Raw genomic sequence first — 21,947 nt, forward strand, 5'->3', positions numbered from 1 at the left:
TTGGCGCCGGCGGCAAAGTCGTTTTCCCATTCCATCAGCGATTCAGCGCCGAGAACCGACTTGATGCCGGCCACATTGACCGCCACGAGCGCAATGTCGCCGCCGACATCAATGCTGGAATTCTTGATGTAGGCAGTGGTCAGAACCGGGCTCTCGGCCTTCAGGGCCTTGCCGATTTCAGGCGAGCCGATCAGCGTGTCGACGGCATCGAACAACAGGTTGCCCGGCTCGTAGCCTACGGCATTGAAGGCAATGACGAAGCCGATCGTCTTGCCCGAACTGGTCAACTTGCTGAGCGCGGTCGCATCGATGGTCGCGTCGGTGCGCGCCGAGACATTGAGATCGCCGCTTACGCCGGCGATGACGGAACTGTTTTCAACACCGGCCTTGGCGCCGCCCTGCACCGTGTTGGAGACGGAAATGCCGGCCGTGCTGTCCCAGCCGTCGATGACGCTGTTGTCGACGGCCTTGATCTTGGCCGACTCCTTGGCGTCGACCGTGACGTCGCCGACAGTCGTGACCGACGTGTCGATGAGCGATGCCTCGACATTCGACTTGACCTGGTTGCGGGCGAAGATGCCGCCCTTGCTGGTGGCGTTGCCGACCACCGACTTTTCGTCCATGCCAAGTGCGAGAAGGCCGGTCTTGACCATCGATGCCGGGATCAGGCTTTCGGTGTTGAGCTTCTTCCACAGGCCGAAATCGTTGAAATTGGCGGTGGCGAGGTTAACCGACGTGCCGTCGGCGCCCATGTACTGGTAGATCGCGCCCTTGTCGCCGGTGCCGGCGTAATCGTCGGCCGAGCTGATGCGCACCTTGTCGCCGAGATTGAGCGACGGTGTACCGGATTTGGTCGTGTAGTCGTAGTCGTCAAGGATGTTGCTGGCGATCGAGTTGACGATGTCAGCGCCATTGGTGTTGTCGAGCTCGGCAGTAACGCCAAGGCTGGTGCTCACGTCGATCTCGGCGCGGTCCTGCGCCTTGACGCTGACGGTGTCCGCCTTGACCGTGCCGCCACTGATCTTGGCAATCGCGGCACTGCTGACCTTGTTGCCGGAGATGACGGCACCGGTGCTTGTCACCTTGCCGTCGAACAGGGCTTCGTAGGATGCGGTTGCCCGGTTGTCGATGGAGGCAGAGATCACCGCCTCGGAAACCGCTTCCACCGACACATCGCCATTGGACGTGATGTCGGTATTGCTGATCGAGGCCTCGACGTTGAACGGATTTTCCGTGCGCAGCCGGATGTCCGACGCGCCCGCCGGTTCGGCAATATTGTGGACCACGTCGCCGAGCAGCGTCTCCACCGTATTGAACAGCAGGTTGCCGCGTTCCCAGCCGATCGTATTGTTGGAGATCTGGAACGCCGACGCCTTGTTGCCGTTCGCGGCGGTGGCAACGGTCGAATTTTCGGAAACGATGTGCGAGCTGTTTTCGGCGACAACCGTGACGTCGCCAATCTTGTTGGCATCGGTGCCGAGCTTGGCGTCTTCGATCTTGGCCGAGGTCTGGCCCTGGATGAGGTTGGTGGCCACGACCGCGCTCTGCGCCTTGGTCGTGCCGCCGCCAGAAAGAAACTTCTTGAACAGGAAGCCCTTGGCGCCTTTCGGCGCGACCTTTTCGATCAGCTTGTCCTGGTTGAACGGCGAACCGCCCTTGGCCTCGCTCAATATGTCGGCATTGGCCTCGATCCTGCCGATCGATTCAGCCGTGACGCTCAGACTGGCGGCCTCGAGGTCGACCTTGCGCACAAGGGCAGTCGCACCGCCGCGCACGTCGTTGAACACAAGTGCCGCACCGGTCGCAGCGCCGCCGGATGCGCGCAGATTGTACTTGTCGGTGACGATCGAATAGTCGGTGTTGGGCTTCCACAGGTCGCGGTCGGTGAAATCGACGTTCAGCAGGTTGAGCGTCGGATTGTCGGCGCCGAGATAGGTATAGACCTGCCCCGGCTCGCCCTTGATCAGCTGCCAGTAGGCTGGGTCGTCGAAATTGCGCGCCGGATTGTTGAGCTTGAAATTGATCGTCTGGTCGGTGCCAATATATTTGTAGAGCTTGCCAGCCTCGCCGAGCTTGGCCACGGCAACGACGTCGCCGGTCTTGACGTTGATGGCGCCTTTGAAGCCGTCGGTGATGGTGTCGTAGTTGAGGCCGACCGTCGTGCCATAGGCGACAGGCACGACAAGCCCGTCCACGAGCTTGCGGTCGCCGCCAACCTGGCTGCCCAGCACGCCATCGATCGTCCGCTCGAGCGAATGCAACCCGCCGTCACTGGAAGCGATGCCAGACGAGACGATCTTGACGTTCGAATTGACCGTCGTGTCATCAGACGCCGTCACGGTGATCGCGCCAGCAGCCTTGACCGACTTGTTGGTCGTGCCACCATCGATGAAAGCAGAAGCCAATCGGCTGACCTGGTTGGTCGCCAGAACCACGCCCATGGCCTTGGCGCTGATCTTGAGCAGGCCGGTCGCCTCGGCGCGCGAGGTGTTCGACACCGTCGAATTCACCACGCCCCTGGAGGCTGCTGCGACCAACAAGGCACCAGCCGCGCTGACGATTGAATCGGTGATCGACGCCTTGACCTGAACCTGTTCCTCGGTCGTCCAGAAGGAGGTTCCCAAAATGGCGTCAAGCGTTGCCTGGGCGATGCCCGGCACCTTGAAGCCGACAATGTTCATCGCCTCGAGCCCGGTAACCGCCTTGGCGCCACCCTTGAGCAGGCGGCCGACGCCGCCGCGCCCGTCGATATTGATGTAGATCGTCGCGTCGAGGAACGTGTCGTCGACGGCCTCGACCTTGATGTCGCCGCCATTGCTGGTCGAAATGTTGCTTGCCGACACAGTCGCCAGTGTCGAGCCGTTGACGATGTTGGCCACCAGGACGCCGGCATTGACCTTCTTGGCGTTGACCTGGTTGGTCGGATCGTCGCCACTGTCTTCGAGCGCCTCTTCCATCGGCAGCGATAGGCCAAATGCCGACAGCTTGGTCTCGTTGATCGCCGAAACGACGATCGCGCCGGCGCTGGTGACCACGGACTCCGACAGCACCGCTGCTGTCGTCTTGGTGACCTCGTTGATCGAGCTGACCCGTGCGATGTGCTTCTTGGCCTTGGCGTCGGTCTCCGTCATGCGCGGCTGGAACGGCAGCGCCGTGGCTTCGAATTCAGAGCGGTCGGCGGCGACCACTGTCACCCCGCCCGCCCCTGCCGTGACCGCGCTTTCGTCGATGCCAGCGGTGGTGCCGCCGGTGACGCGATTTTCCGCATCGAGGCTCGATGCCCGGTAGATGGTGTCGCTTTCGGCGGTAACGTTCAGCCCGCCAGCGACGACAGTGACGCCACGCACCAACGCCGTCGCCGTTTCGGTCGCATCGTTGGTCACCGAACCGATGCTGTTCGAGGCGATGTCGTTGCGAACCTCACCAGCATTGCGCGCCGCAATGGCGACATCGCCGGCAGCGTTGATGACAGTTGGCTTTGTGACAACCGCCGCCGTGGCCGGCCCGACCACAACTTCGGTCGTACGCGACACGTCGACGTCGGAATCGATTGCCGAAAACACGACGATCGTCGCCAGCGCCGGGATAAGCGCATCCTTCTCGGTCTGGATCTTAACCCGGACGAGGCTTTCGTCGCTGGCTGAGATCGCCACTTCGCTCGAACCACCGACCGCACCGCCGGCCTGGGTGATCTGGGCTGCGGCATCGACGGTCACTGCTGTCTTGTTGGTGACGGTGACGTCGGATTCGACCTGCGCGTTGCTGAAATCGGCAATGTTTGCGGCGACCTCGCGCAGCTTGTCCATCGACAGTTGGCCGACAGCGATCAGGTTGGTGAAGGCCTCGCTGCCGGTGTTGATGATACCGTCGGGGAATACCTCGTTGATCAGGCTGGCCGGCAGGATGCCATTCAGCGCGTCTGTCGGCAGGGTGATTTCGCCGAGGCCGAGGAAATTGGGCAGCGGCACCTCGGTCAGCAGGATGTCGACGTCAACATCGGTCTTGGCGCTGACGGCAGTGCTGCTGCCGTTGAGGCGCGCTGTCGAGGCAAGTGCGATGGTGGCGGTATTGTCCAGCGTGGCGACGATGTTGCGCAGCGCCGGATCAGCCTTGCCGTGCATCTTGAGCACATTGGCTGCGCGAGCGGCAACCTTGACCGCTCCATTGGTCGCCGTCAGCGAACCTGCGATGGTGATGGTGGCGGAGGTCGTGCTGCTTGCGCTCAGCGTCGCTCCGGAGCCGGCTGCTCCAAGCGAGGTGCGCAGGTGATCGATCGCCTTGAGGTCGATCGACTTGGCGCTGATGACAGCGCTTGCGCCGATGTTGATGTCTTCGGCGCTGAGCCCGAGCGTTCCAGCCGCGGTGAGCGTAGCGTTGACGACAATCTCCTCGCCGGCATCGAGCATCAGCGAAAAATTGGCCCATGCCGGCAGCGAGCTGATCGTCGTGACGTTGGCATTGTCGCCGAGATAGAGCCACAGCGACGTCTGCGCGGCAATGTTGGTCGCCGCGCCGTCGATGGTGACGACCAGGTTGCCGCCGGATGCCGAGATCGCCACGTTCTTGTTTGTCGCAGCGTTTACCAGAGCCGACAGGTCCTGGGTCAGGTGGCCGGCAACGCCTGGGTTGAACGGCTCCATATTCTCGAAGAAGAGGCCCTGCCCGCCGACGGTCAGCTTGCCCGAGCCTGCCGAACCCAGTTCGATCGCGGTGGCCGTGGCACCGGCAAAAACGATCGTGTCCTTGCCGCCATAGCCGCCATCGATTGCGCCCGACAGCCGGCCGGCCGCACCGATCGTGAAAGTGTCGTTGTTGTTATGCGCGCCACTGAGGTTTTCAACCCCATCGAACTTCGCCTTGACCTTGTCGCCGACAAGGTTGCCAGTGTTGTTTCCAGTGAGATTCCAGGCGGTATTGTCCGAGGAATCGAACACGATACGGTCGTTGCCGGCTCCACCGCTGAACGAGATTTCAGGCGCGAGCGTCAGCCCCCCGAATGAATCCTCGTCGATGGTCAGCGTGTCATTGCCGGCACCGCCTGAAATGGTGATGCCGGTGATCGTGCTGAGGTCGCCAAAGGCCAGTACCTTGCCGCCGCGCGCCTGGTCGACGATTTCGACACGCTGGATCGTGGTCGCGACATTGTTGACGTTCTCGACCTCCTCGATCAGGCGGACGAGGATCTGGTGGTCGATGTCGACGCCATCGGTGGCAAGGTTGACATTGAGGTCGGCGTTGAGCAGCAGGCGCGGTTCGAGCGGATCGAAGATCAGGCGGACGCGATCGGCGAGTTCGCGCTGCACGCGCGAACCACGCGCCAGACGCGCCAGCTTGGCCGACAGGACCTCCGACAGCTTCGCGCGGCGGTGCGATATCGGACGTCCCGATACCCCTTCCGACTTGAACGGAAACGCCATGCCCCTTCTCCCCTTCGCCCACCACGCACAAAGGGCCGGGGCCTATCGGTCCCAGCCTGCCGCCTCCCGGAACGGAAACGGGAGCGCCAAGCGCTCCCGTACAACCTATGCCGCCGTTGGTTCCGGAGCCGTCTGCTCTTTAGCGTTGACTTGCTCGCCCCCCACAGCTCCCGCTCCAATGCGCTCTGCCGTCGAGGTCAGGTGGCGCATGGAAAAGAGATGCAGGTAAATCAATTCCAGATCGTCATATGCCTGCAGTTCCGCTAACTGTTCGCCGCTAAGCGCCTTGAGACGCTCGCGGTTGACCGCAAGAAAGCCCGACAGCGTCAGCACCTGCCGGTTGCGTAGAGTGAAGCGCGCCTGCATCGACTCGAACAGGCCGAGTTCGTTGAGGCGCTTGGTCAGGCCGCGGGTGCGATGGAACTGCACCTGATAGGCCTGGAGAAATCCGAGCACGCTTTCGAGATACTGGGTGCGCTCGCCGTCATTGTCGAACAGCCGCTCGCCGCGGCCGGTTCGATTGCAGCCTTCGAACTCCTCGTCGACGCAGAGCGTAAAATTCGCGCCATCGTCGTCGCTTGAAAACACAAACGGATAACGGCGCAGGAACGCCGGCACATACTTGCCGCCCCAGCTGCCCTTGTCGTCGACGAACAGGTTTTCATTGTCGCGCACGCCCAGCAGAACGACCGGGATGATGTCTTCGCCCTGTCCGGCAAAGACCACCGTGTACTCATCCGCGGCATGCGCGAACTCGGCCGCCATCAGTGGCACCGAGTTCACATGGCGCGCGTAAGAAAAATCGCTGCCAACCTTGACCGAGAGGTCTCCGTGGGCCTGGCGCGTCACCGGGACGGCGCGCTCATAAATCAGAAGTTGTTTTGCCATCCCCGCCCGCACGCAATTTTAATGAGATTCTGTTCAACGTAACGCACGGTAACATTGCATATTAGCAATTGGAAAGAGGCTGTGATGCGGCTAGGCTAGAATTCTGCAGCTGGACCAAGAAAAGGCCGCAGTAAATCCTTATGATCGCCGAACCGCTTGATGTAAGCGGTGTTGAGACCAAGGCATTGCTTGGAAACACAATTGTCCCGGTGCGGACATTGGTAGAAGCCGTTTCGGGCGAACTCGTCCCAGAAGGCAGGGTCGATGAACAGCTGCGGCTGGTCGTTAACCAAAAGTATAGAATCTGCACCCAGCAAGCATTCCGGATAGTTCTTGATCTCGACCTCTCGACCCAGCGCCTGCGCCATACGGGTGGCCTCACGCAAATAGGGCAATGCATCAAGGTGATTGGCAACGAGCCCTTTCTCGTCCGTTTCCTTCATCGGGAAATAAAACCAGAATTCCATCTGGGTCAGCTTGCGAAGGTGGCCGAGCGCACCAACGATGCCCGGCAACAGGCGATAGCTGTCCTCGGTCACCACAGTGTTGGTGATGGTCGCCACCCCGTCATAGCTATCGAGGATTTCCAGCCCCCTCAGCGTCTTGTCAAACGATCCGGCAACGGTCGTAATGCCATCGTGGCTTGCCGCACCCGATCCTGCGACACTGACAAAGAATTCATCGACGCCGGCCTCGACAAGCATCTGGCTGTAGGCAGCCCGCCCCAGATGCATGCCATGTGTCTGGATCCTGACGTGCTTGAAGCCAGCCGCCCGCGCCCGGCGCGCCAGCTCGGGCAGATCTCGCCGGAGCGTGATTTCCGATCCGGTCAGGATCAGCCCCGTCCAGTCCCCGGTGCGGGCGTTGTGCTCGAGCAGCCTCGCGAAGACTTCGTCGCTTTGCGGCGCAAGCCTGTCCATCGTGCCCTCGATCATGCAATGCTTGCAGGCGAGGTTGCAGCGGAACTCCATCGTTAGCGAGACGTATTTGGAGTGGTCGTAGATGGCCATCAGGCGTCCCGCGGCTCAGACAACGCCATAATAGGCGCTCTTGAGTATCTCGATGCGTCCCTCGATCATACGGTAGTCGATGCCGACATCATAGAGCATGTGATCGAGACGGCTTTTGTTGTCGCGGAGAAACTGCTGAAGGCTGGAAGGATAATCGAGCTTTTCGACGAACCAGATCAGTTGATCGATGCGGATGCGTGAGAAATACACACCGTCATTATGCTTCTTGTTGGCAACCACCACGATGCCGCAGTCGCACAGTTGCGGCCACAGGATTGCCGCTGGATCGAGGCCGGCAAGGTCGAGATGCGCCGAGGTGCACACCTTGCCCACGATGTCCTCCCAGTACTTCTCGCGGTCGAAGAAGTAATACAAATTGTCGAAGCGAAGTCCCGACCGGCTGAGCTGGTAACACAGCCCCGACGAGACCATCGCGCTCGGGTTGCCCATATAGACGCTGAGCTCGTCGATGCTGCGACGCCCCTCGCCCAGATCCTGGTCCAGATCGATCGAAAACATGAAATACGGACGCTTGGACGACAAGGCGAGATTGGAGCCCGCAAACGGTGCCATCGCCGCCAGTACGCGCTCGATCGAAACCGTTCGCTCCAGCCGGCCATAATCATAGAAATAGAGCTCCCAACTGTATCGGTCGCCCAGTTTCTTGACCCCCCAGACCGTTCGGAATGCGCCTATTTCTGCCTGCACCGCCCGCACGATTTCGGCGAGCTGTGGCGGAGCGCCCAATGTCTCGAACGAATGCCACAGAAGCGTCGACGAGCGCAGCTTGCCCGCTGTCGGCGCCAGCGGCCGATAGTCCCACAGGCAGTAGTCGAAGTAGGGATCTGACGGCTGCGCCCACTCAAGAATGTTCACGGCCAGTTCCCTTTCGTCCACTCACGCCAAAATACAGCGTGGTGAAATCCTGACCGTTGCGCCCGAGCCCGCCTGAGATATGGCCAAGGGTCACGGGTCCAAGCCGGGCCAGCAGGCCGTCCAACTCCTGATTGTCGAGACCGTAGGCGCGGGCGAGACTACGCAGAACGGGTACAACCTCGCGCACCGCAAGCCCTGCAGCATAAGCGTTGACGTCGAAGGAGCGACGCGGAGATCCCTCCTCCGATACCTCAAGAAAGAAGATCTGATCGTCCTCGCAGCGCCGCCGCGCACGCTCGACAATTGCCTGTGCGGCCACAGCAGACGGCAATCCGCCAAAACCCGGTGTGGCCAGACGCGCATTGATCGCCGCGATGCCCCTGGCTTCCGCCGGCCAGACATAACGCGTGGTCGCCGCGTCATATGGGAGCTGAGCCTGCCACTTGACGGCTAGGTGCACGAGGACATCGCCGGGAGCGTTAACCGCGCCAGCCAGCCGGGCAGCGCTGACATCGGCGGGAAACTCCAGGTAGACCTTGTAGACACCGGCCGCGCCGCCTTCGTAGCCGAACTGCACGATGTCGGCGTCGGCAAGGCGCGCCACAAGGATTGCCAGCATGTCGTCGGGCATGCCCAGCTTGCCGGCAAACCAGGCCAGTCGGGCCTCAGGGTTCGGGCCCAGCGAGCTCTTGTGCAGAATCGCAAGGAAGCGATCCTGGTTGATGGAGCTCTGGCCAAGCTTGATCGAACGCTCAAGGCCGAAGGGAACGTCGAGCAGCTCGATCATCGACAGCAGGCGACGGCCTGCCGGGCCGATCGTCAGGCCAACCAGCTCATCGCTTTCAGCTGCAACCATGCCGTTCCCTCAAAGCCGTGCCAAGATTGCGGAGAGCGCCTGTTCGGTCAGCTCGCGCTGCCCCAACCGGCCATCGAGTATAATGTCGGCGCCCGGCCGCACGCGCTTTCGTTGCACATCGTATGTGCCTGATATGAAACCTTGGTAATGGTCGAGATAGGCGCGCAACCATCCGAGGAATTCCGCCGACTCGTTCGGCGCGGCGCGGGCAGCAGCTTCGCCAATCTTGCGCGCCAGAGCGACATCCGCCGGCGTATCGATCCAGATCAGGACGTCGATCAGCTCGCCGGTCTGGCGATGCGCGCGTCCGAGCAACGTGTCGAACAGCACCAATTTCGGCCGTTCGCCCGCCCCCGCAAGCCGCACAAGTTCGCCAGCCAGACGGTCGAGCTCGATCTCGTCGTAGTCCGAGCCCCTCTCGATCCAGCTGCGCACGTCCGCCGGCGGGCGGCTCGTCATCGTCTCGAAGTCGTCATAGTGCAAAGCTGGCACGCCAAGGCGCATGGCCAGAGCCTTGGTCAGCGTGGTCTTGCCTCCTCCCGGGTGGCCGGAGATCGCGATGACCGGAGCCTTCATTGCGCGGGCTTCCGCGCCGTGACCAGAAAGAACGGCATATCCAGCTCCATCCATTCGACGGCGATGTCAGTCATGCCCAGGCCTGCCAACGTGTCCAGATACAGGCCGGGGTCACGGAAGAACGGCAGGAATACCAGATTGGGAACCATGGCATAAGTCAGCGGCGCCTCGTCGAGCCTGATCGTTCCACGCTCGAAAATTACCAGCCTGCCACCCGGCTCGAGCGCTGCCACCGCCTTGCCCAGGAATGCAGCCGCATAATCTTCAGGCCAATCATGGAGTACTGACTTGAAGCTGATGATGTCATGTCCGCTCGGCAGCTCTTGCCCACGCAGATCTCCGACCTGGAATTTAATTCGCGAACCTTCGGCAAAATTGGCCACATGTTCGCGGCCCAACTCACAAACGGCGGGCAGATCGTACACGGTCGCGATAAGGTCGGGTTGGCCCGCGCAGGCCTGCCTTGCGAACTCGCCGCTGTTGCCTCCGACATCCAGCATACTGTGGTGGCCATTAAGATCGAGACGAGCAAGCGCAGCGGGTGCCTCGTACCGGGTCAGGGTCGTAGTGTAGGACACCCAGCGCCGTGTCAGCTCCATGTGTTCGGGCGTCACCTCGAAACACCGATCGTAACGAAACAGCTCGAAGACCTTGGCATGGGCCATGAAGCGGGGCACATCCGTGAGCAAAGCCTCGAAGTGTTCATGAACGTCGGGCGCGACGAGGTTGGCAAACCACAATTTTGCTTCGAGCAGATCGCGCATCTCAAGCGCCTGCCTGAATTCCGGGACCAGACCATAGCCGCCAGATTTCTCAACCACCCTGCTGGCCGACAGCAGGTCAAGAACGGCCTGCGCACCGCCTTGCGGCATTTGCGCGAGTTCGCTCAATGCCTGGGCATGCAGCCTGTCGCCTGCCGCCAGCCGGTCGATCCAGCCGCACGCAAACGCAAGCGCCAGCGCCCGCGCCGATAGCTCCGTGGCGAGGTAACGGTCGACCATCTCAAACACATTCGATGGCATCGTATTCCAAATCCATGTTCTGCATGCCGCGCCAGTGTCACTTATCGCCTTGAAACGACTTCAAAACCGTTGCTGAAATCACACGCCCCGTTACATCGGAGCAGCGACGACTATCATGAAGGGCATCTTTATTTTGACATATTCAAAAAACGCATGTTAGTCGGTTTGAGTATAAGCGAGGGGACACGCATAAATGCTTAGATTCTTGTCGATTGCGCTGGCAGCCGGAACCGCGATCCTGAGCACTGCTGGCCCTTCCCTCGCTGCCGACATGGCTGCCCCTGTCGAGACAACATATCAGGCGCCCAACTGGACCGGCTTCTATGTCGGCGTGCATGGCGGCATCGCGTCGGGCAGTCTCGGATACGTCCTGCCAAGCTTTCCCACCGACCTCGATTACAGCTTCTCGGATGAGGATGCCGTCTACGGGGTCCATGGCGGCTTTGACTATCAGTTCGCCAGTCGTTGGGTGGCCGGTCTCGAACTGGACTACACCAAGATGAGTTTGCCCTTTTCGCCCTTCAACGGCGGATTGAACAACCCTATTGCCAAGGTCAAATCGACCTATTCGATTACCGGCCGGGTCGGCTATCTCGTCACACCGGAGACCCTGTTTTATGGCCGGCTGGGATATGCCTCCATCAGCATGGAAGCCGAAGAGGGTTTCACTGGCACGGCAAGTGGATCGGTCGGCGCGACGAAAGCCGGCATCGGTGCCGAGACGTTCCTGTTTGACAACGTAACGGCCCGTATTGAAGCCAACTACGTTGATGCCTCGAAAGAATTTGTTACTGCCGACTCTCAAGCCTTCGATCCCAAGTATCTGGTTGTAAACGCGGGACTTTCCTACCGCTTCGGCGCCAAGAACGGTTCTGCTCACGCCGCCGAACCAGCACCAACGATGCAGTTTTCCGGCTTCTACGCCGGTGGCTTTGGAGCCTTCAGCTTCGGTCAGTCGACGCTTGAGGTGATTGACAACCCAGTTGCCACAACCGGACCATTTGCCAGCGACGCGCTCGGTTTCGGTGGTTTTGTCGGTTACGACTTCCTCATCAACGACATCTTCGTCGTCGGCGCGGAAGCTGAGGCCGCCTACGTGAATGCCAAGTTCGAAGATCCGTCCATGAACTCGTTTGCAACCGGCGCGACCACTTTGTTTGGCACTCTTAAGGCGACCTACGCCATTTCAGCACGGGTCGGCTTTGTCGCGACCCCATCCACGCTGGTTTATGCCAAAGGCGGCTTTGCAGGCATGGTTATGAACGCCAACGAGGACTTCTTTGCGCTTGAGAACGGCGGCACCAAGACGCTTTCCGCATATCAGGTCGGCGCGGGCATTGAATCTGCTCTGAGTGAGAAACTGACCCTGCGCATCGAAGGTGTGTACACTAAGGCCACTGACGAAATGATCTTGGGCAACTCGCAGACAGAGCAGGTTTCCATCAAGCCCTCGCTGCTGTCGGGTCGCATCGGACTGGCATACCGCTTCTGAACGGTCGCGCCGATCGGCGAGCATTCGGCAAGACCTCGCTAACGCAATCGGCGGATGTGACTATCCGCTGATGCAAGCTTCATCTATGTTTCGTGGGGCGGCGCGCCTCAGTGCGCATTACGGGGAAACACATGGCAGGTAAAAGCAAGCAGCCAGCCTCCGGAGACGAAGGCACGGCGCGCGGCGTGCAGTGGATCGAAGACCGCATGGCCACCCATTTCGCCAATGTCGTCAATGTCCAGGGCACGCGCGAACAGGTCGACATGTTTTTCGGCACCAACCGAACCTGGAATGTCGAAGATGGCGGGTCTGTCACTGTTGAGCTGTCCAACCGCATCATCCTGACGCCGCTGGCGGCCAAGCGGCTCTGGACCGTTCTCGGCGGCGTCTTGCGCGAGCACGAAAGCCGCTACGGCCCCCTCGACGTGGAGTAGCGGGCGCAGCCAATGACCATCCCCAGGCACAGTGAGGAATTGGCGGATGCGCAAGCAACCGCGCGCCCGCTCACAGTGCTTGAACCAGCCCTTTGGCAGCGCCTCAACGAAGCCCGTACCGCCAGCGAACTGGCGACAGTCTGGCTGGCCCTCCAATGCAGCATGATTCCAGGTGCTACAGCCGGCATCGTGCGCGATGCGACAGCCAACGGCTTTCGCCTGCTCGCCGCCTGGCCTGACTCAAATGGCGAACCAGCCGACCTCAAGGCCACTGCGGATCTCGCCGTCGATGAAGCGCGCCCTGTTGCGCGCGGGGCCAATGGCACCGCCGACACAGCCCCTTCGGTAGCATATCCTATCGTGATCGACGGCAAGACGGTCGCCACGATCGCGATAGCAGTGGCGATCTCGCAGCCGGCCCACGCCAAGGACGAATTGCGCGGCGCCATCCGCCAGTTGCAATGGGGGTCGGCCTGGTTGCGGGACCACATGCGTCGGCTGCGCATGGAGGCAAGCAGCGGCAAACGTGACCAGTCCGCCGCGACGCTCGATTTCATTGCCACCGTACTGGAGCATGAGCGCTTCAAACCCGCAGCGATGGCTGCTGCCACCGAACTCGCGATCCGCTTCGATTGCGCCCGCGTCAGCATTGGTTTCCACCGCCGTGGAACGACGCGTTTGGCAGCCATTTCTCACACGGCCCAGTTTGGCCGACAAATGAGCCTGGTTCGCGCCGTAGGCTCGGCGATGGATGAGGCAATCGATCAGCGCGCTTCGATCCTGTACCCGATCGGGGCGGATGAGGCACTTGCCACCACCGCGCATCGCGATCTCGCTCAAATGCAGCATGACGGGCAGATTTTCACCGTGCCACTGTTTGTGGTCGACACTTTTGTCGGTGCCATCACCTTCGAGCGCGGCAAGGATCATGCCGTCGATCCCGAGACCGTGCGCCTGCTCGACGTCATCGCAACCGCGATCGGTCCCATCCTTGAGGAGAAGCGGCGCAACGACCGCTGGCTTGTCGTCAAGGCGGTCGAAGCGTTTGGCCTGCAGCTCAAGCGTCTGCTTGGGCCGGGCTACATCGGGCGCAAGCTTGCGGTCGCCGGCATCGTTGCCGCGTGCGCCTTCTTTGCCTTTGCAACCGACACCTATCGCGTCAACGCCGACGCCCAGATCGAAGGCCTGGAGCGCCGCGCCGTCGTCTCGGCCTATGACGGCTATATCCAGCAAGCCAACGTGCGCGCTGGTGAGATGGTCAAGGCGGGCGATACACTCGCAACGCTGGAGGACCGCGAACTATCGCTCGAGCGCTTGCGCTGGGCGACAGAGCGCCAGCAACGCGTGTTCGAACATGATCGCGCACTGGCAAGCCGCCAGCCGGCGACCATCAACGTGGTCAAGAGCCAGATTGACCAGGCCGACGCACAGTTGCGGCTCATCGATGAGCAGATCGCGCGCACGAAACTGATCGCGCCTTTCGACGGGATGGTGGTCTCGGGCGATCTGAGCCAGCGTATCGGGGGCTCGGTCAGCCGCGGCGAAACACTGTTCGAGATCGCGCCGCTTACTGATTACCGCGTCGTCATGCAGGTGGACGAACGCCAGATCGCATCCATCGAAGTCGGACAAATGGGTGAGGTTGTGTTCACCTCCCTGCCCGAGCAAGGCTTTGGGGTGACTGTCACCAAGGTGACCCCGGTATCGCAGTCGCATGAAGGCAAGAACCTGTTTCAGGTCGAAGGTGCGCTGACACGCAACTCGGACAGCCTTCGCCCCGGAATGATCGGCATTGCCAAGATCGACATCGCAACCGAACCACTCATAACGATCTGGACGCGACCGATGCTCGACTGGCTGCGGCTCGCCACGTGGCGCTGGATGCCGTGAGGTAGCCTCATGGCAAGGTCGTTGTTCAGCCCATCCTGGTACCGCGTCGCCGATCTCAAGCTCAGGCTGCGCAGCCACGCCCAGATTCACCGCCAGCAATTCCGCGGTGAGGTCTGGTACGTGTTGCAGGATCACCAGACAGGCCGCTTCCACCGGCTGTCGCCGTCGTCCAACCTGTTCGTGTCGCTGATGGACGGCAAGCGTACGCTTGCCGAAATCTGGGACATGGTCGGCCGCCGTGCCGGCGACGATCCCCCGACCCAGGACGAAGCGATCCAACTGCTTGCCCAGTTGCACGGCTCCGACCTGTTGCAGGGAGCCATGCCGCCCGATTTCCAGGAACTTGGCGAGCGCTCGGCCAAGCAGGCGCGAAGCGAGGTGATGAACAAGCTGCGCAACCCGATGTCGCTCAGGTTGCCGCTTTTCGATCCCAATGCCTTCCTCGATGCAACAATGCCGCTGGTCCGGCCGCTGTTCACCATCTACGGCTTTATGACCTGGCTGGCGCTGGTCATCACCGGCATCGTTCTCGCGGTGATGCACTGGCCGGAGCTTACTTCCGACGGCACCGACCGGCTGCTCAGCGCATCCAACATCGCCATGATCGTCTTGATCTACCCGTTGGTGAAGACCATCCATGAGGCTGGCCACGCTTATGCGACCAAGGCTTTCGGCGGCGTCGTGCATGAGGTCGGCATCATGTTGCTGGTGCTGATGCCGGCACCTTATGTCGATGCGACGGCCTCGACTGGCTTTCGCGAAAAATGGCGCCGGATGCTGGTCAGCGGCGCCGGCATCATGGTCGAATTTGCCCTGGCGGCGATTGCCATGATCTTCTGGGCGAACGCCGAGCCAGGCCTTGCCCGCGCCGTAGCCTTCAACGTCATGCTGATCGGCGGCGTGTCGACGATCTTCTTCAACGGCAACCCATTGCTGCGCTTCGACGCCTACTACATCCTTGCCGACCTGATCGAGATCCCCAACCTCGGCAACCGCGCCAACAAATATTTCTGGTATCTGGTTCAACGCTACCTGCTCGGCGTCGACAACGTCGAGAACCCCGCCTCGGCTCGTGGCGAACGCAAATGGCTGTTCGGCTACGCCGTACTTGCGTTCCTCTATCGTGTCGTCCTGAGCCTGACGATAGCGTTGCTGGTGGCGTCGAAGCTGTTTTTCATCGGCGTGCTGCTTGCGCTGCTGACCTTGTTCAACACCTTCGTCCAGCCATTGTTCAAGGGCGCGAAATACCTGCTGACGTCACCGAAGCTTGACAGCAATCGCGGCCGCGCCTGGGCAGTGACCGGCGCTTTGACGGCGGCATTTCTGGGGCTTCTTCTCCTGGCGCCCTTGCCTTACGGCACCATCGCCCAAGGCGTGGTCTGGATTCCCGATCGCGCCCAGGTCAGGGCGGACACCGGCGGCATCGTCACCGAAATCCTTGCCAAACCTGACGCCGTCGTCGCTGCCGGCACCCCGTTGATCCGCCTTGCCGATGCCTCGCTTGACGGGCGTGTGAAGTTGCTCGAAGCGCAGGCAGCCGAACTGCGGCTGCGTTACGACGCGGTACAGTTTGCCGACCGAACCGCGGGCGACATGCTCCTGGAGCAGTTGCGCAACATTGAAGGCATCATCGAATCCGGTCGCCAGCGGCGGGAAGCTCTGGTCATCCGCGCCAAGGATGGTGGCCGCTTTATCCTGCCAAATGCCGCCAATCTGCCGGGGCTGTATGTCAACCAGGGCGACCTTGTCGGCTATGTCGTATCATCTGCCACGCCTGCCTTGCGGGTCATTGTTCCACAAAGCGAGGTCGATCTGGTGCGCGCCCGCACCAGGCGCGTCGATGTTCGCTATGCCAGTGATCCGGCCAATGTCGTGCCTGCTCACATCAGCCGCGAAGTGCCGGCAGCCCAGCTCGACCTGCCAAGCCTGGCGCTTTCCACCGAAGGCGGCGGCATGGTCGCGGTGCAGAATGGCAGTGGCCCCAACAGCCGTCCGCGCGCGCTCGAAGGTCTGTTCGTGTTCGACCTCGAACCCGAACAGGCCCAACGCCAGCTGCTGCTGGGCAGCAGGGTTCACGTCCGCTTCGACCATGGCAGCGAACCTGTCGCGTGGCGCTGGCTGCGCAGCCTGCGCCAGACATTCCTGAGCCATTTCGATGTCTGATGCACCGACCCTGAGGCCGCCGCGGCCGATCCTCTATGCCGAGCGCCCGGACAAGAAAAAATCACCGCTCGATGACTACGCCGCCAAATCAATCGCCTATTTGAAAGTGGCGGCCTCCAGCCACCGCGCCCGTCGACTTGGTGGTATCGAGCGCAAGGTGGCAGCTCTCGATGAAGAAATGCGCGCGCTTTCCGACGAGGAATTGCGCGCTCGCGGCCACCTGATATCGGTGGCCCTCAAGCGCCAGTCGGGCTTTCCCGAACAGGTCGTCGCCGAAAGCTTTGCCGTCATACGCGAAATCTCGGGGCGCCTGAGTGGCCGTCGTCACTACGGCGTCCAGATGGTTGGCGCCTACGCCTTGTTGCGCGGCTACCTCGCCGAAATGGCAACGGGCGAAGGCAAGACGCTGACGGCTGCTCTTGGCGCTGCTACCGCAGCCCTTGCCGGGCTGCCGGTGCATGTCGTTACCGTCAACGACTACCTCGCCGCACGCGACGCCGAACTTACCAAGCCAATCTACGACTGGCTCGGCTTGAGCGTCGGCGTGGTCGTCGCCGGTCAATCCGTCGAACAGCGCCGTGCGGCCTACGCCTGCGACATCACCTATTGTACCAACAAGGAACTTGCCTTCGACTATTTGCGCGACCGCATCATCCTTGGCCAGAACGGCGGCAATCTGCGGCTCAAGATGGAGGCGATACAAGGCAAGAGGCCGCGCGCTGACCAGCTGCGCCTGCGCGGGCTGCATTTCGCCATCGTCGATGAGGCCGACAGCGTGCTGGTCGACGAAGCGCGAACCCCCTTGGTCATTTCCGGCGAAGCCAAGGGCGAGATTTCGACTACGACAGCCGAAGAAGCACTCGACCTCGCCCGCTTGCTCGAAACTGGCAACCATTACGTGCTCGTCGCCGCTCAGAAGCGCATTGTCCTGACACCTGAGGGACGCGAGCGCATCGCTGCCTTCGCCGACGAGCGCGGCAAGGAATGGCGCGGCGTCGTGGTGCGCGAGGAGTTGGCGCGGCAGGCACTGTCTGCGCTGCATCTGTTCCATCGCGGCGAGCAATATCTGGTGCGCGAAGGCAAGGTGCAGATCATCGACGAGCATACTGGCCGCGTCATGCCTGATCGCGCCTGGAGCGATGGTCAGCATCAGATCATCGAGGTCAAGGAGGGCTGCGCGCCTTCGGCGCGGCGCACGACGATCGCGCGCATGACCTACCAGCGCTTCTTTCGCCGCTACGCCCATCTTTCCGGCATGACCGGAACGGGCCGGCAGGTAGCGCGCGAATTCTGGCAGGTCTATCGCTTGCCGGTCGTCACCATACCAACCCATCGGCCGCGCCAGCGCATAGACATCAAGGACCGCGTGCTTGCAAATGACGCGGAGAAATGGCGCCTGGTCACCGAGCGCGTCAAGCAGCTGAACGCCCAGGGCATTCCGATATTGCTCGGCACGCGGTCGGTTGCATCCTCCGTCACCGCAAGCGAGCGACTGTCGGAAGCCGGCTTGCAGCATCTGGTGCTGAATGCCGCGCAAGATGGCGCCGAGGCCGGCATCGTCGCGCTCGCCGGCGAACGTGGCCGTATCACCGTTGCCACCAACATGGCGGGCCGTGGCACCGACATTCACATTGCCGACGACATCGAAGCGATGGGGGGCCTGCATGTCATCATGGTCGAGCGCCACGAGGCACGCCGCATCGACGACCAGCTGGCGGGCCGTAGCGGACGTCAGGGCCAGAAGGGTTGCTTCCAGGCAATCCTGTCGCTCGACGACCCCCTGATGGAATTCGCCGCGAGCGGATTCTTCAAGGATTTTTGCCGTGTCGCACAACCGGTTCTGGGCGAAACGGTTGCACGATGGCTATTGCGCCATGCCCAGCGCCGGGCCGAACGTATCCATGCCGGCATGCGCCGCGACCTTTTGAAGTCAGACGAAAACCAGACCCGCACCCTGGCCTTTACCGGCCGACCGGAGTGACCATGAAGCCCGCTCTCGCTGCCGCCCTGTTCGCCGTACTCTTGGTGTCTCCTGCCAGCGCCGAACCTCAGGTTTTCGATTGCGTCGCCGAGCCGGCACAGCGTGTGGCGATAGGCAGCCCGGTGACCGGCCTGCTTGCATCGGTCAGGGTCGGCCGTGGCGACGAGGTCAAGCGCGGCGACGAGTTGGCTCGGCTCGAATCCACTGTCGAGGAGGCCAACGTCGCGCTTGCAACCGCACAAGCCAATGCGCGCGAGAGTCTCGAGTCGCAGCGCACGCGCCTCGAGCTGGCCGAGGCCAATCTTGACCGCTCGCTGAAGCTTATGAACTCCGGCTCCGTGACGCAATCCAAGATCGACGAGTTGCAGGCGATCGTGGCCATCTCCAGACGCGACCTGGTCACCGAGGAGCTACGTCTCAGGCTCGCCGCCATCGAACTCGACCGGCAAAAATCGCTGCTCGCCCGCCAGAGTATAAAGAGCCCGGTCGACGGTGTCGTGGTTGAACAGAACCTGCGCGCCGGCGAATTCGTGCGCCAGGACAGCGCGATCATGACCATCGCGCAGACCGACCCGCTGCATGTCGAGGCTTATGTGCCGACCACCTTGTGGGGCAAGATCGCCAAAGGCTCTCGCGGTACGGTATCGCTTGACCATCCCGCCGACACCCGCATCGAGGCGGAGGTAACCGTAGTCGACCGGATCTTCGACGCCGCCAGCGGCACATTCAGCATTCGCTTGGCCTTGCCCAATACGGACGGCAGCATTCCCGCCGGCCAGCGTTGCAAGGTGAGCTTTGATACGACCGTGGCCGGACAATAGCCGGGGCGAATTCTGCCTTGAAGTGCGACTTTGCAGCGTACCAAATGGCTATCGCACGCAAGGAACTGTAGTTGATACGCCGCCACTATGTTCCAATCGAAGAAGGCAACCGACTCTTGGCCTTTTGTCAGATGGCATTTCCACTTGTTGGCGGAACAGCTACCGAGATTTCATCCGGTGGCATGTACACAAGGTGCCCTGTTTACTGCCAAGGGCGGGCGCCGTTGATGATTTCCATGGCACGGATGGCGAAACGCCTGCTGAGAGGTGCAACATCTGCAGCATCGCTCGCAGCGGCATTCCCGGCCCGGGCCCGATCGGCGATACCGACAAAGATTACGGCAAAACGAAATAGCGAAAAAACCAGGTGAAAACGCTCGAGTGATGCGGTCGGCACGGCATGGGCGAAATAGTGGTCGAGGAACTCGCGCTGGCTCGGAATACCTAGCGCCATAGTATCGAGGCCAAGGATCCCGCCATACTCGCCCGGCGAGGTGTGCCAAGTCATCGAACAGAAGCCGAGATCCGCGAGTGGGTGGCCAAGCGTTGACAACTCCCAGTCGAGGATTCCGATCACTTCGGGCTTTTCGGGATGAAACAGCAGATTGCCCAAGCGAAAATCGCCATGAGCGATAGCCAGGCGACCATCGTCCGCCGGCATGTTCTGTGGCAGCCAATCGGCCACGACCTCCAGTGCCGGGATGCGCTCGCTCGGCGATTGCCTGAGTTGTCTTGTCCAGCGGCCAATCTGTCGCTCGAAGTAATTACCCGGCTTGCCGTAGTCGCCGAGGCCAACCTCGTCTGGGCGCACCGCATGCAGCTTTGCCATCGCCTCGGCCATGCCGAGATAGATACCGCTCCGTTCGTCGGGCGAAAGGCCCGGCAATGAGCAGTCGTGGAAAACCCGGCCCTCGAGGCGCTCCATGAGATAGAACGGCGTGCCAAGCGGCGCGTCGCCGTCATGATAGAGCACCGGCTTCGGCGCCGGCACGTCGGTCGACGCCAGCGCCTGGAGGACGCGGAATTCGCGGTCAATCGCATGAGCTCCGTGCAGAATTTGCCCTGCAGGTTTCTTGCGCAGCACCATGCGGAGCCTGCCGAAATCGAGGAAATAGGTCGGGTTGGACTGGCCGCCGCCAATGCGCTGAAGTCTCATTTCGGCGGCGCCGAAGCGCGCCGCAAGAAACCCCTTCAGCGCCGCTGGATCGAAATCCGCGTTGGCACGTCCCGTCGCGTCTCCAGCCATCAGCTCGCCGCCTCGCCTTCCACATTCCAGCGCCAGAAGCCCGGGCCTTCTTCATTGAGGAAGCGGTTCAACACCATCTTGTGCACTTCATCGGCGCCATCGACCAGCCGCGCCTGGCGGGCATAGCGGTAGATCCATTCGAGCACGGTGTCCTTGGAATAGCCGCGAGCGCCGTTGATTTGGATCGCCACATCGGCGGCGTCGTGAAGCACATTGGCAACCTGCACCTTGGCCATCGACACCTCTTTTCGTGCGAAGCCGCCACGATCAAGCTCCCACGCCGCCTTCATCACAAGCATCCGGCCGATCTCGATGCGCATGGCGAGATCGCCGAGCTTGAGCTGGATGCTCTCGCGGTCGGCAAGCCTGATGCCGAAACCGTAGCGTTCGGCGGCATAGGCGCGCGCGATCTCGACGCAGCGCTTGGAGAGGCCTAGCCATCGCATGCAATGGGTCAGACGTGCGGGCCCGAGCCGCACCTGGGTGACCTTCATGCCTTTGCCCTCGCCGGCAAGCAGGTTTTCCACGGGGATTTCGAGCCCGTCAAACTCCAGCTCGCAATGGCCGCCATGTTCTTCCGGGCCCATGATCTCGATGCGGCGTTTGATGCTCCATCCCGGCTGGTCTTTATGGAACATCAGCGCAGACAAGCCATTGCGCGGATCGTCCGAGGTTCGAGCAATCAGGATGAAATGGCTCGCATCTTCTGCCCCTGTTATGAACCATTTGCGGCCGGTGACCACGTATCTGTCTCCCGCGCCGCTCGGCGCGGGTGGCAATCATTGACGGGTCCGAGCCACCGCCAGGGTGCGGTTCAGTCATGGCGAAGGCCGACCGCACCTTGCCCTCGACGATCGGCTTCAGCCATTTTTCCTTTTGCTCGGGCGTGCCAAGCGCTTCCAGCAGCATCATGTTGCCGTCGTCGGGTGCGGCAGAATTGAAGACAAGCGGGCCGAAGATCGAACGATTCATCTCCTCGTAGCAGACCGCCATGCCCTTCTTGTCCAGGCCAGCACCCCCGCTCTCCGGTCTAAGCTGCAGGCACCACAATCCGGCAGCACGTGCCTTGACTCGAAGTGTTTCGAGCAGTGGCAGCGCGATGTTGCCGTGATCATCGTAGGAAGACTTGCTTGCTTCCAGCGGCAGGACCTCGAGTGAGACGAAGTCGGCGATGCGGGCACGATAATCTTCGGTACTGGCAGGGATGTCGAAATTCATGGCGGTACTCACAAGGAAACGAGATGGTCGGCCTCGAGCGACAAGCCAACAATCGCA

The 21,947-nt window shown here is 61.5% G+C and carries 14 protein-coding genes and 1 pseudogene (1 of these 15 only partly in view); 6 read left to right on the top strand and 9 right to left on the bottom strand.

The features are described from left to right. The 7 genes from ACHMW7_RS02110 to ACHMW7_RS02140 form a co-directional block, all read right to left on the bottom strand. Nucleotides 1-5,417, bottom strand: partial view of an LEPR-XLL domain-containing protein gene (locus tag ACHMW7_RS02110; protein ID WP_395446238.1) — the start only. Its footprint begins 5,833 nt before the window's first position; the window shows 5,417 of its 11,250 coding nt (coding positions 1-5,417); the start codon lies at nucleotides 5,415-5,417; its stop codon lies beyond the left edge, outside the window. 105 nt (nucleotides 5,418-5,522) lie between these two features. Next, nucleotides 5,523-6,305, bottom strand: coding sequence for a SapC family protein (locus tag ACHMW7_RS02115; RefSeq protein ID WP_395446239.1), 783 nt, complete (start codon nucleotides 6,303-6,305; stop codon nucleotides 5,523-5,525). 95 nt (nucleotides 6,306-6,400) lie between these two features. Next, on the bottom strand, nucleotides 6,401-7,315 hold the full coding sequence (locus tag ACHMW7_RS02120; RefSeq protein WP_395446240.1) for a radical SAM protein: 915 nt from the start codon (nucleotides 7,313-7,315) through the stop codon (nucleotides 6,401-6,403). Between the two features lie 15 nt (nucleotides 7,316-7,330). After that, nucleotides 7,331-8,191 (bottom strand): hypothetical protein, encoded by an 861-nt coding sequence (locus tag ACHMW7_RS02125; RefSeq protein WP_395446241.1) that lies wholly within the window; start codon nucleotides 8,189-8,191, stop codon nucleotides 7,331-7,333. Next, nucleotides 8,178-8,978 (bottom strand): hypothetical protein, encoded by an 801-nt coding sequence (locus tag ACHMW7_RS02130; protein ID WP_395446242.1) that lies wholly within the window; start codon nucleotides 8,976-8,978, stop codon nucleotides 8,178-8,180. Before ACHMW7_RS02130 ends, ACHMW7_RS02125 begins: the two co-directional genes overlap by 14 nt. Before the next feature lie 78 nt (nucleotides 8,979-9,056). Beyond that, nucleotides 9,057-9,623, bottom strand: coding sequence for an AAA family ATPase (locus ACHMW7_RS02135; RefSeq protein WP_395446243.1), 567 nt, complete (start codon nucleotides 9,621-9,623; stop codon nucleotides 9,057-9,059). After that, nucleotides 9,620-10,645, bottom strand: a complete 1,026-nt coding sequence (locus ACHMW7_RS02140) for a methyltransferase (protein ID WP_395446244.1) — start codon at nucleotides 10,643-10,645, stop codon at nucleotides 9,620-9,622. Before ACHMW7_RS02140 ends, ACHMW7_RS02135 begins: the two co-directional genes overlap by 4 nt. A 193-nt stretch (nucleotides 10,646-10,838) precedes the next feature. Here ACHMW7_RS02140 and ACHMW7_RS02145 point away from each other — a divergent pair, with 193 nt between their 5' ends. The 6 genes from ACHMW7_RS02145 to ACHMW7_RS02170 all read left to right on the top strand — a co-directional run bounded on the left by ACHMW7_RS02145 (nucleotide 10,839) and on the right by ACHMW7_RS02170 (nucleotide 19,426). Beyond that, the gene (locus ACHMW7_RS02145; RefSeq protein WP_395446245.1) at nucleotides 10,839-12,137 is read left to right on the top strand and encodes an outer membrane protein; all 1,299 of its coding nucleotides are present in this window, start codon (nucleotides 10,839-10,841) and stop codon (nucleotides 12,135-12,137) included. Between the two features lie 131 nt (nucleotides 12,138-12,268). After that, nucleotides 12,269-12,571, top strand: coding sequence for a DUF3467 domain-containing protein (locus ACHMW7_RS02150; RefSeq protein ID WP_395446246.1), 303 nt, complete (start codon nucleotides 12,269-12,271; stop codon nucleotides 12,569-12,571). A 12-nt stretch (nucleotides 12,572-12,583) separates the two neighbouring features. After that, nucleotides 12,584-14,461 (top strand): efflux RND transporter periplasmic adaptor subunit, encoded by a 1,878-nt coding sequence (locus ACHMW7_RS02155; RefSeq protein WP_395446247.1) that lies wholly within the window; start codon nucleotides 12,584-12,586, stop codon nucleotides 14,459-14,461. Nucleotides 14,462-14,470: 9 nt separating this feature from the next. Beyond that, entirely contained in the window at nucleotides 14,471-16,624 is a 2,154-nt protein-coding gene (locus ACHMW7_RS02160; RefSeq protein WP_395446248.1) for a PqqD family peptide modification chaperone, read from the top strand. Then, nucleotides 16,617-18,605, top strand: a complete 1,989-nt coding sequence (locus tag ACHMW7_RS02165; protein WP_395446249.1) for a preprotein translocase subunit SecA — start codon at nucleotides 16,617-16,619, stop codon at nucleotides 18,603-18,605. The genes ACHMW7_RS02160 and ACHMW7_RS02165 overlap by 8 nt, the downstream gene beginning before the upstream one ends. Nucleotides 18,606-18,607: 2 nt before the next feature. After that, the gene (locus ACHMW7_RS02170; protein WP_395446250.1) at nucleotides 18,608-19,426 is read left to right on the top strand and encodes an efflux RND transporter periplasmic adaptor subunit; all 819 of its coding nucleotides are present in this window, start codon (nucleotides 18,608-18,610) and stop codon (nucleotides 19,424-19,426) included. Between the two features lie 202 nt (nucleotides 19,427-19,628). Here ACHMW7_RS02170 and ACHMW7_RS02175 read toward each other — a convergent pair whose 3' ends face one another. Next, nucleotides 19,629-20,672: a phosphotransferase family protein gene (locus ACHMW7_RS02175; protein WP_395446251.1), complete on the bottom strand. Its 1,044-nt coding sequence runs from the start codon at nucleotides 20,670-20,672 to the stop codon at nucleotides 19,629-19,631. Next, nucleotides 20,672-21,890, bottom strand: a pseudogene (locus tag ACHMW7_RS02180) (acyl-CoA dehydrogenase family protein). Before ACHMW7_RS02180 ends, ACHMW7_RS02175 begins: the two are co-directional and overlap by 1 nt. Nucleotides 21,891-21,947: the final 57 nt, after the last annotated feature.

The sequence above is a fragment of the Aminobacter sp. UC22_36 genome, assembly GCF_044056035.1.
GTDB lineage: Bacteria > Pseudomonadota > Alphaproteobacteria > Rhizobiales > Rhizobiaceae > Aminobacter.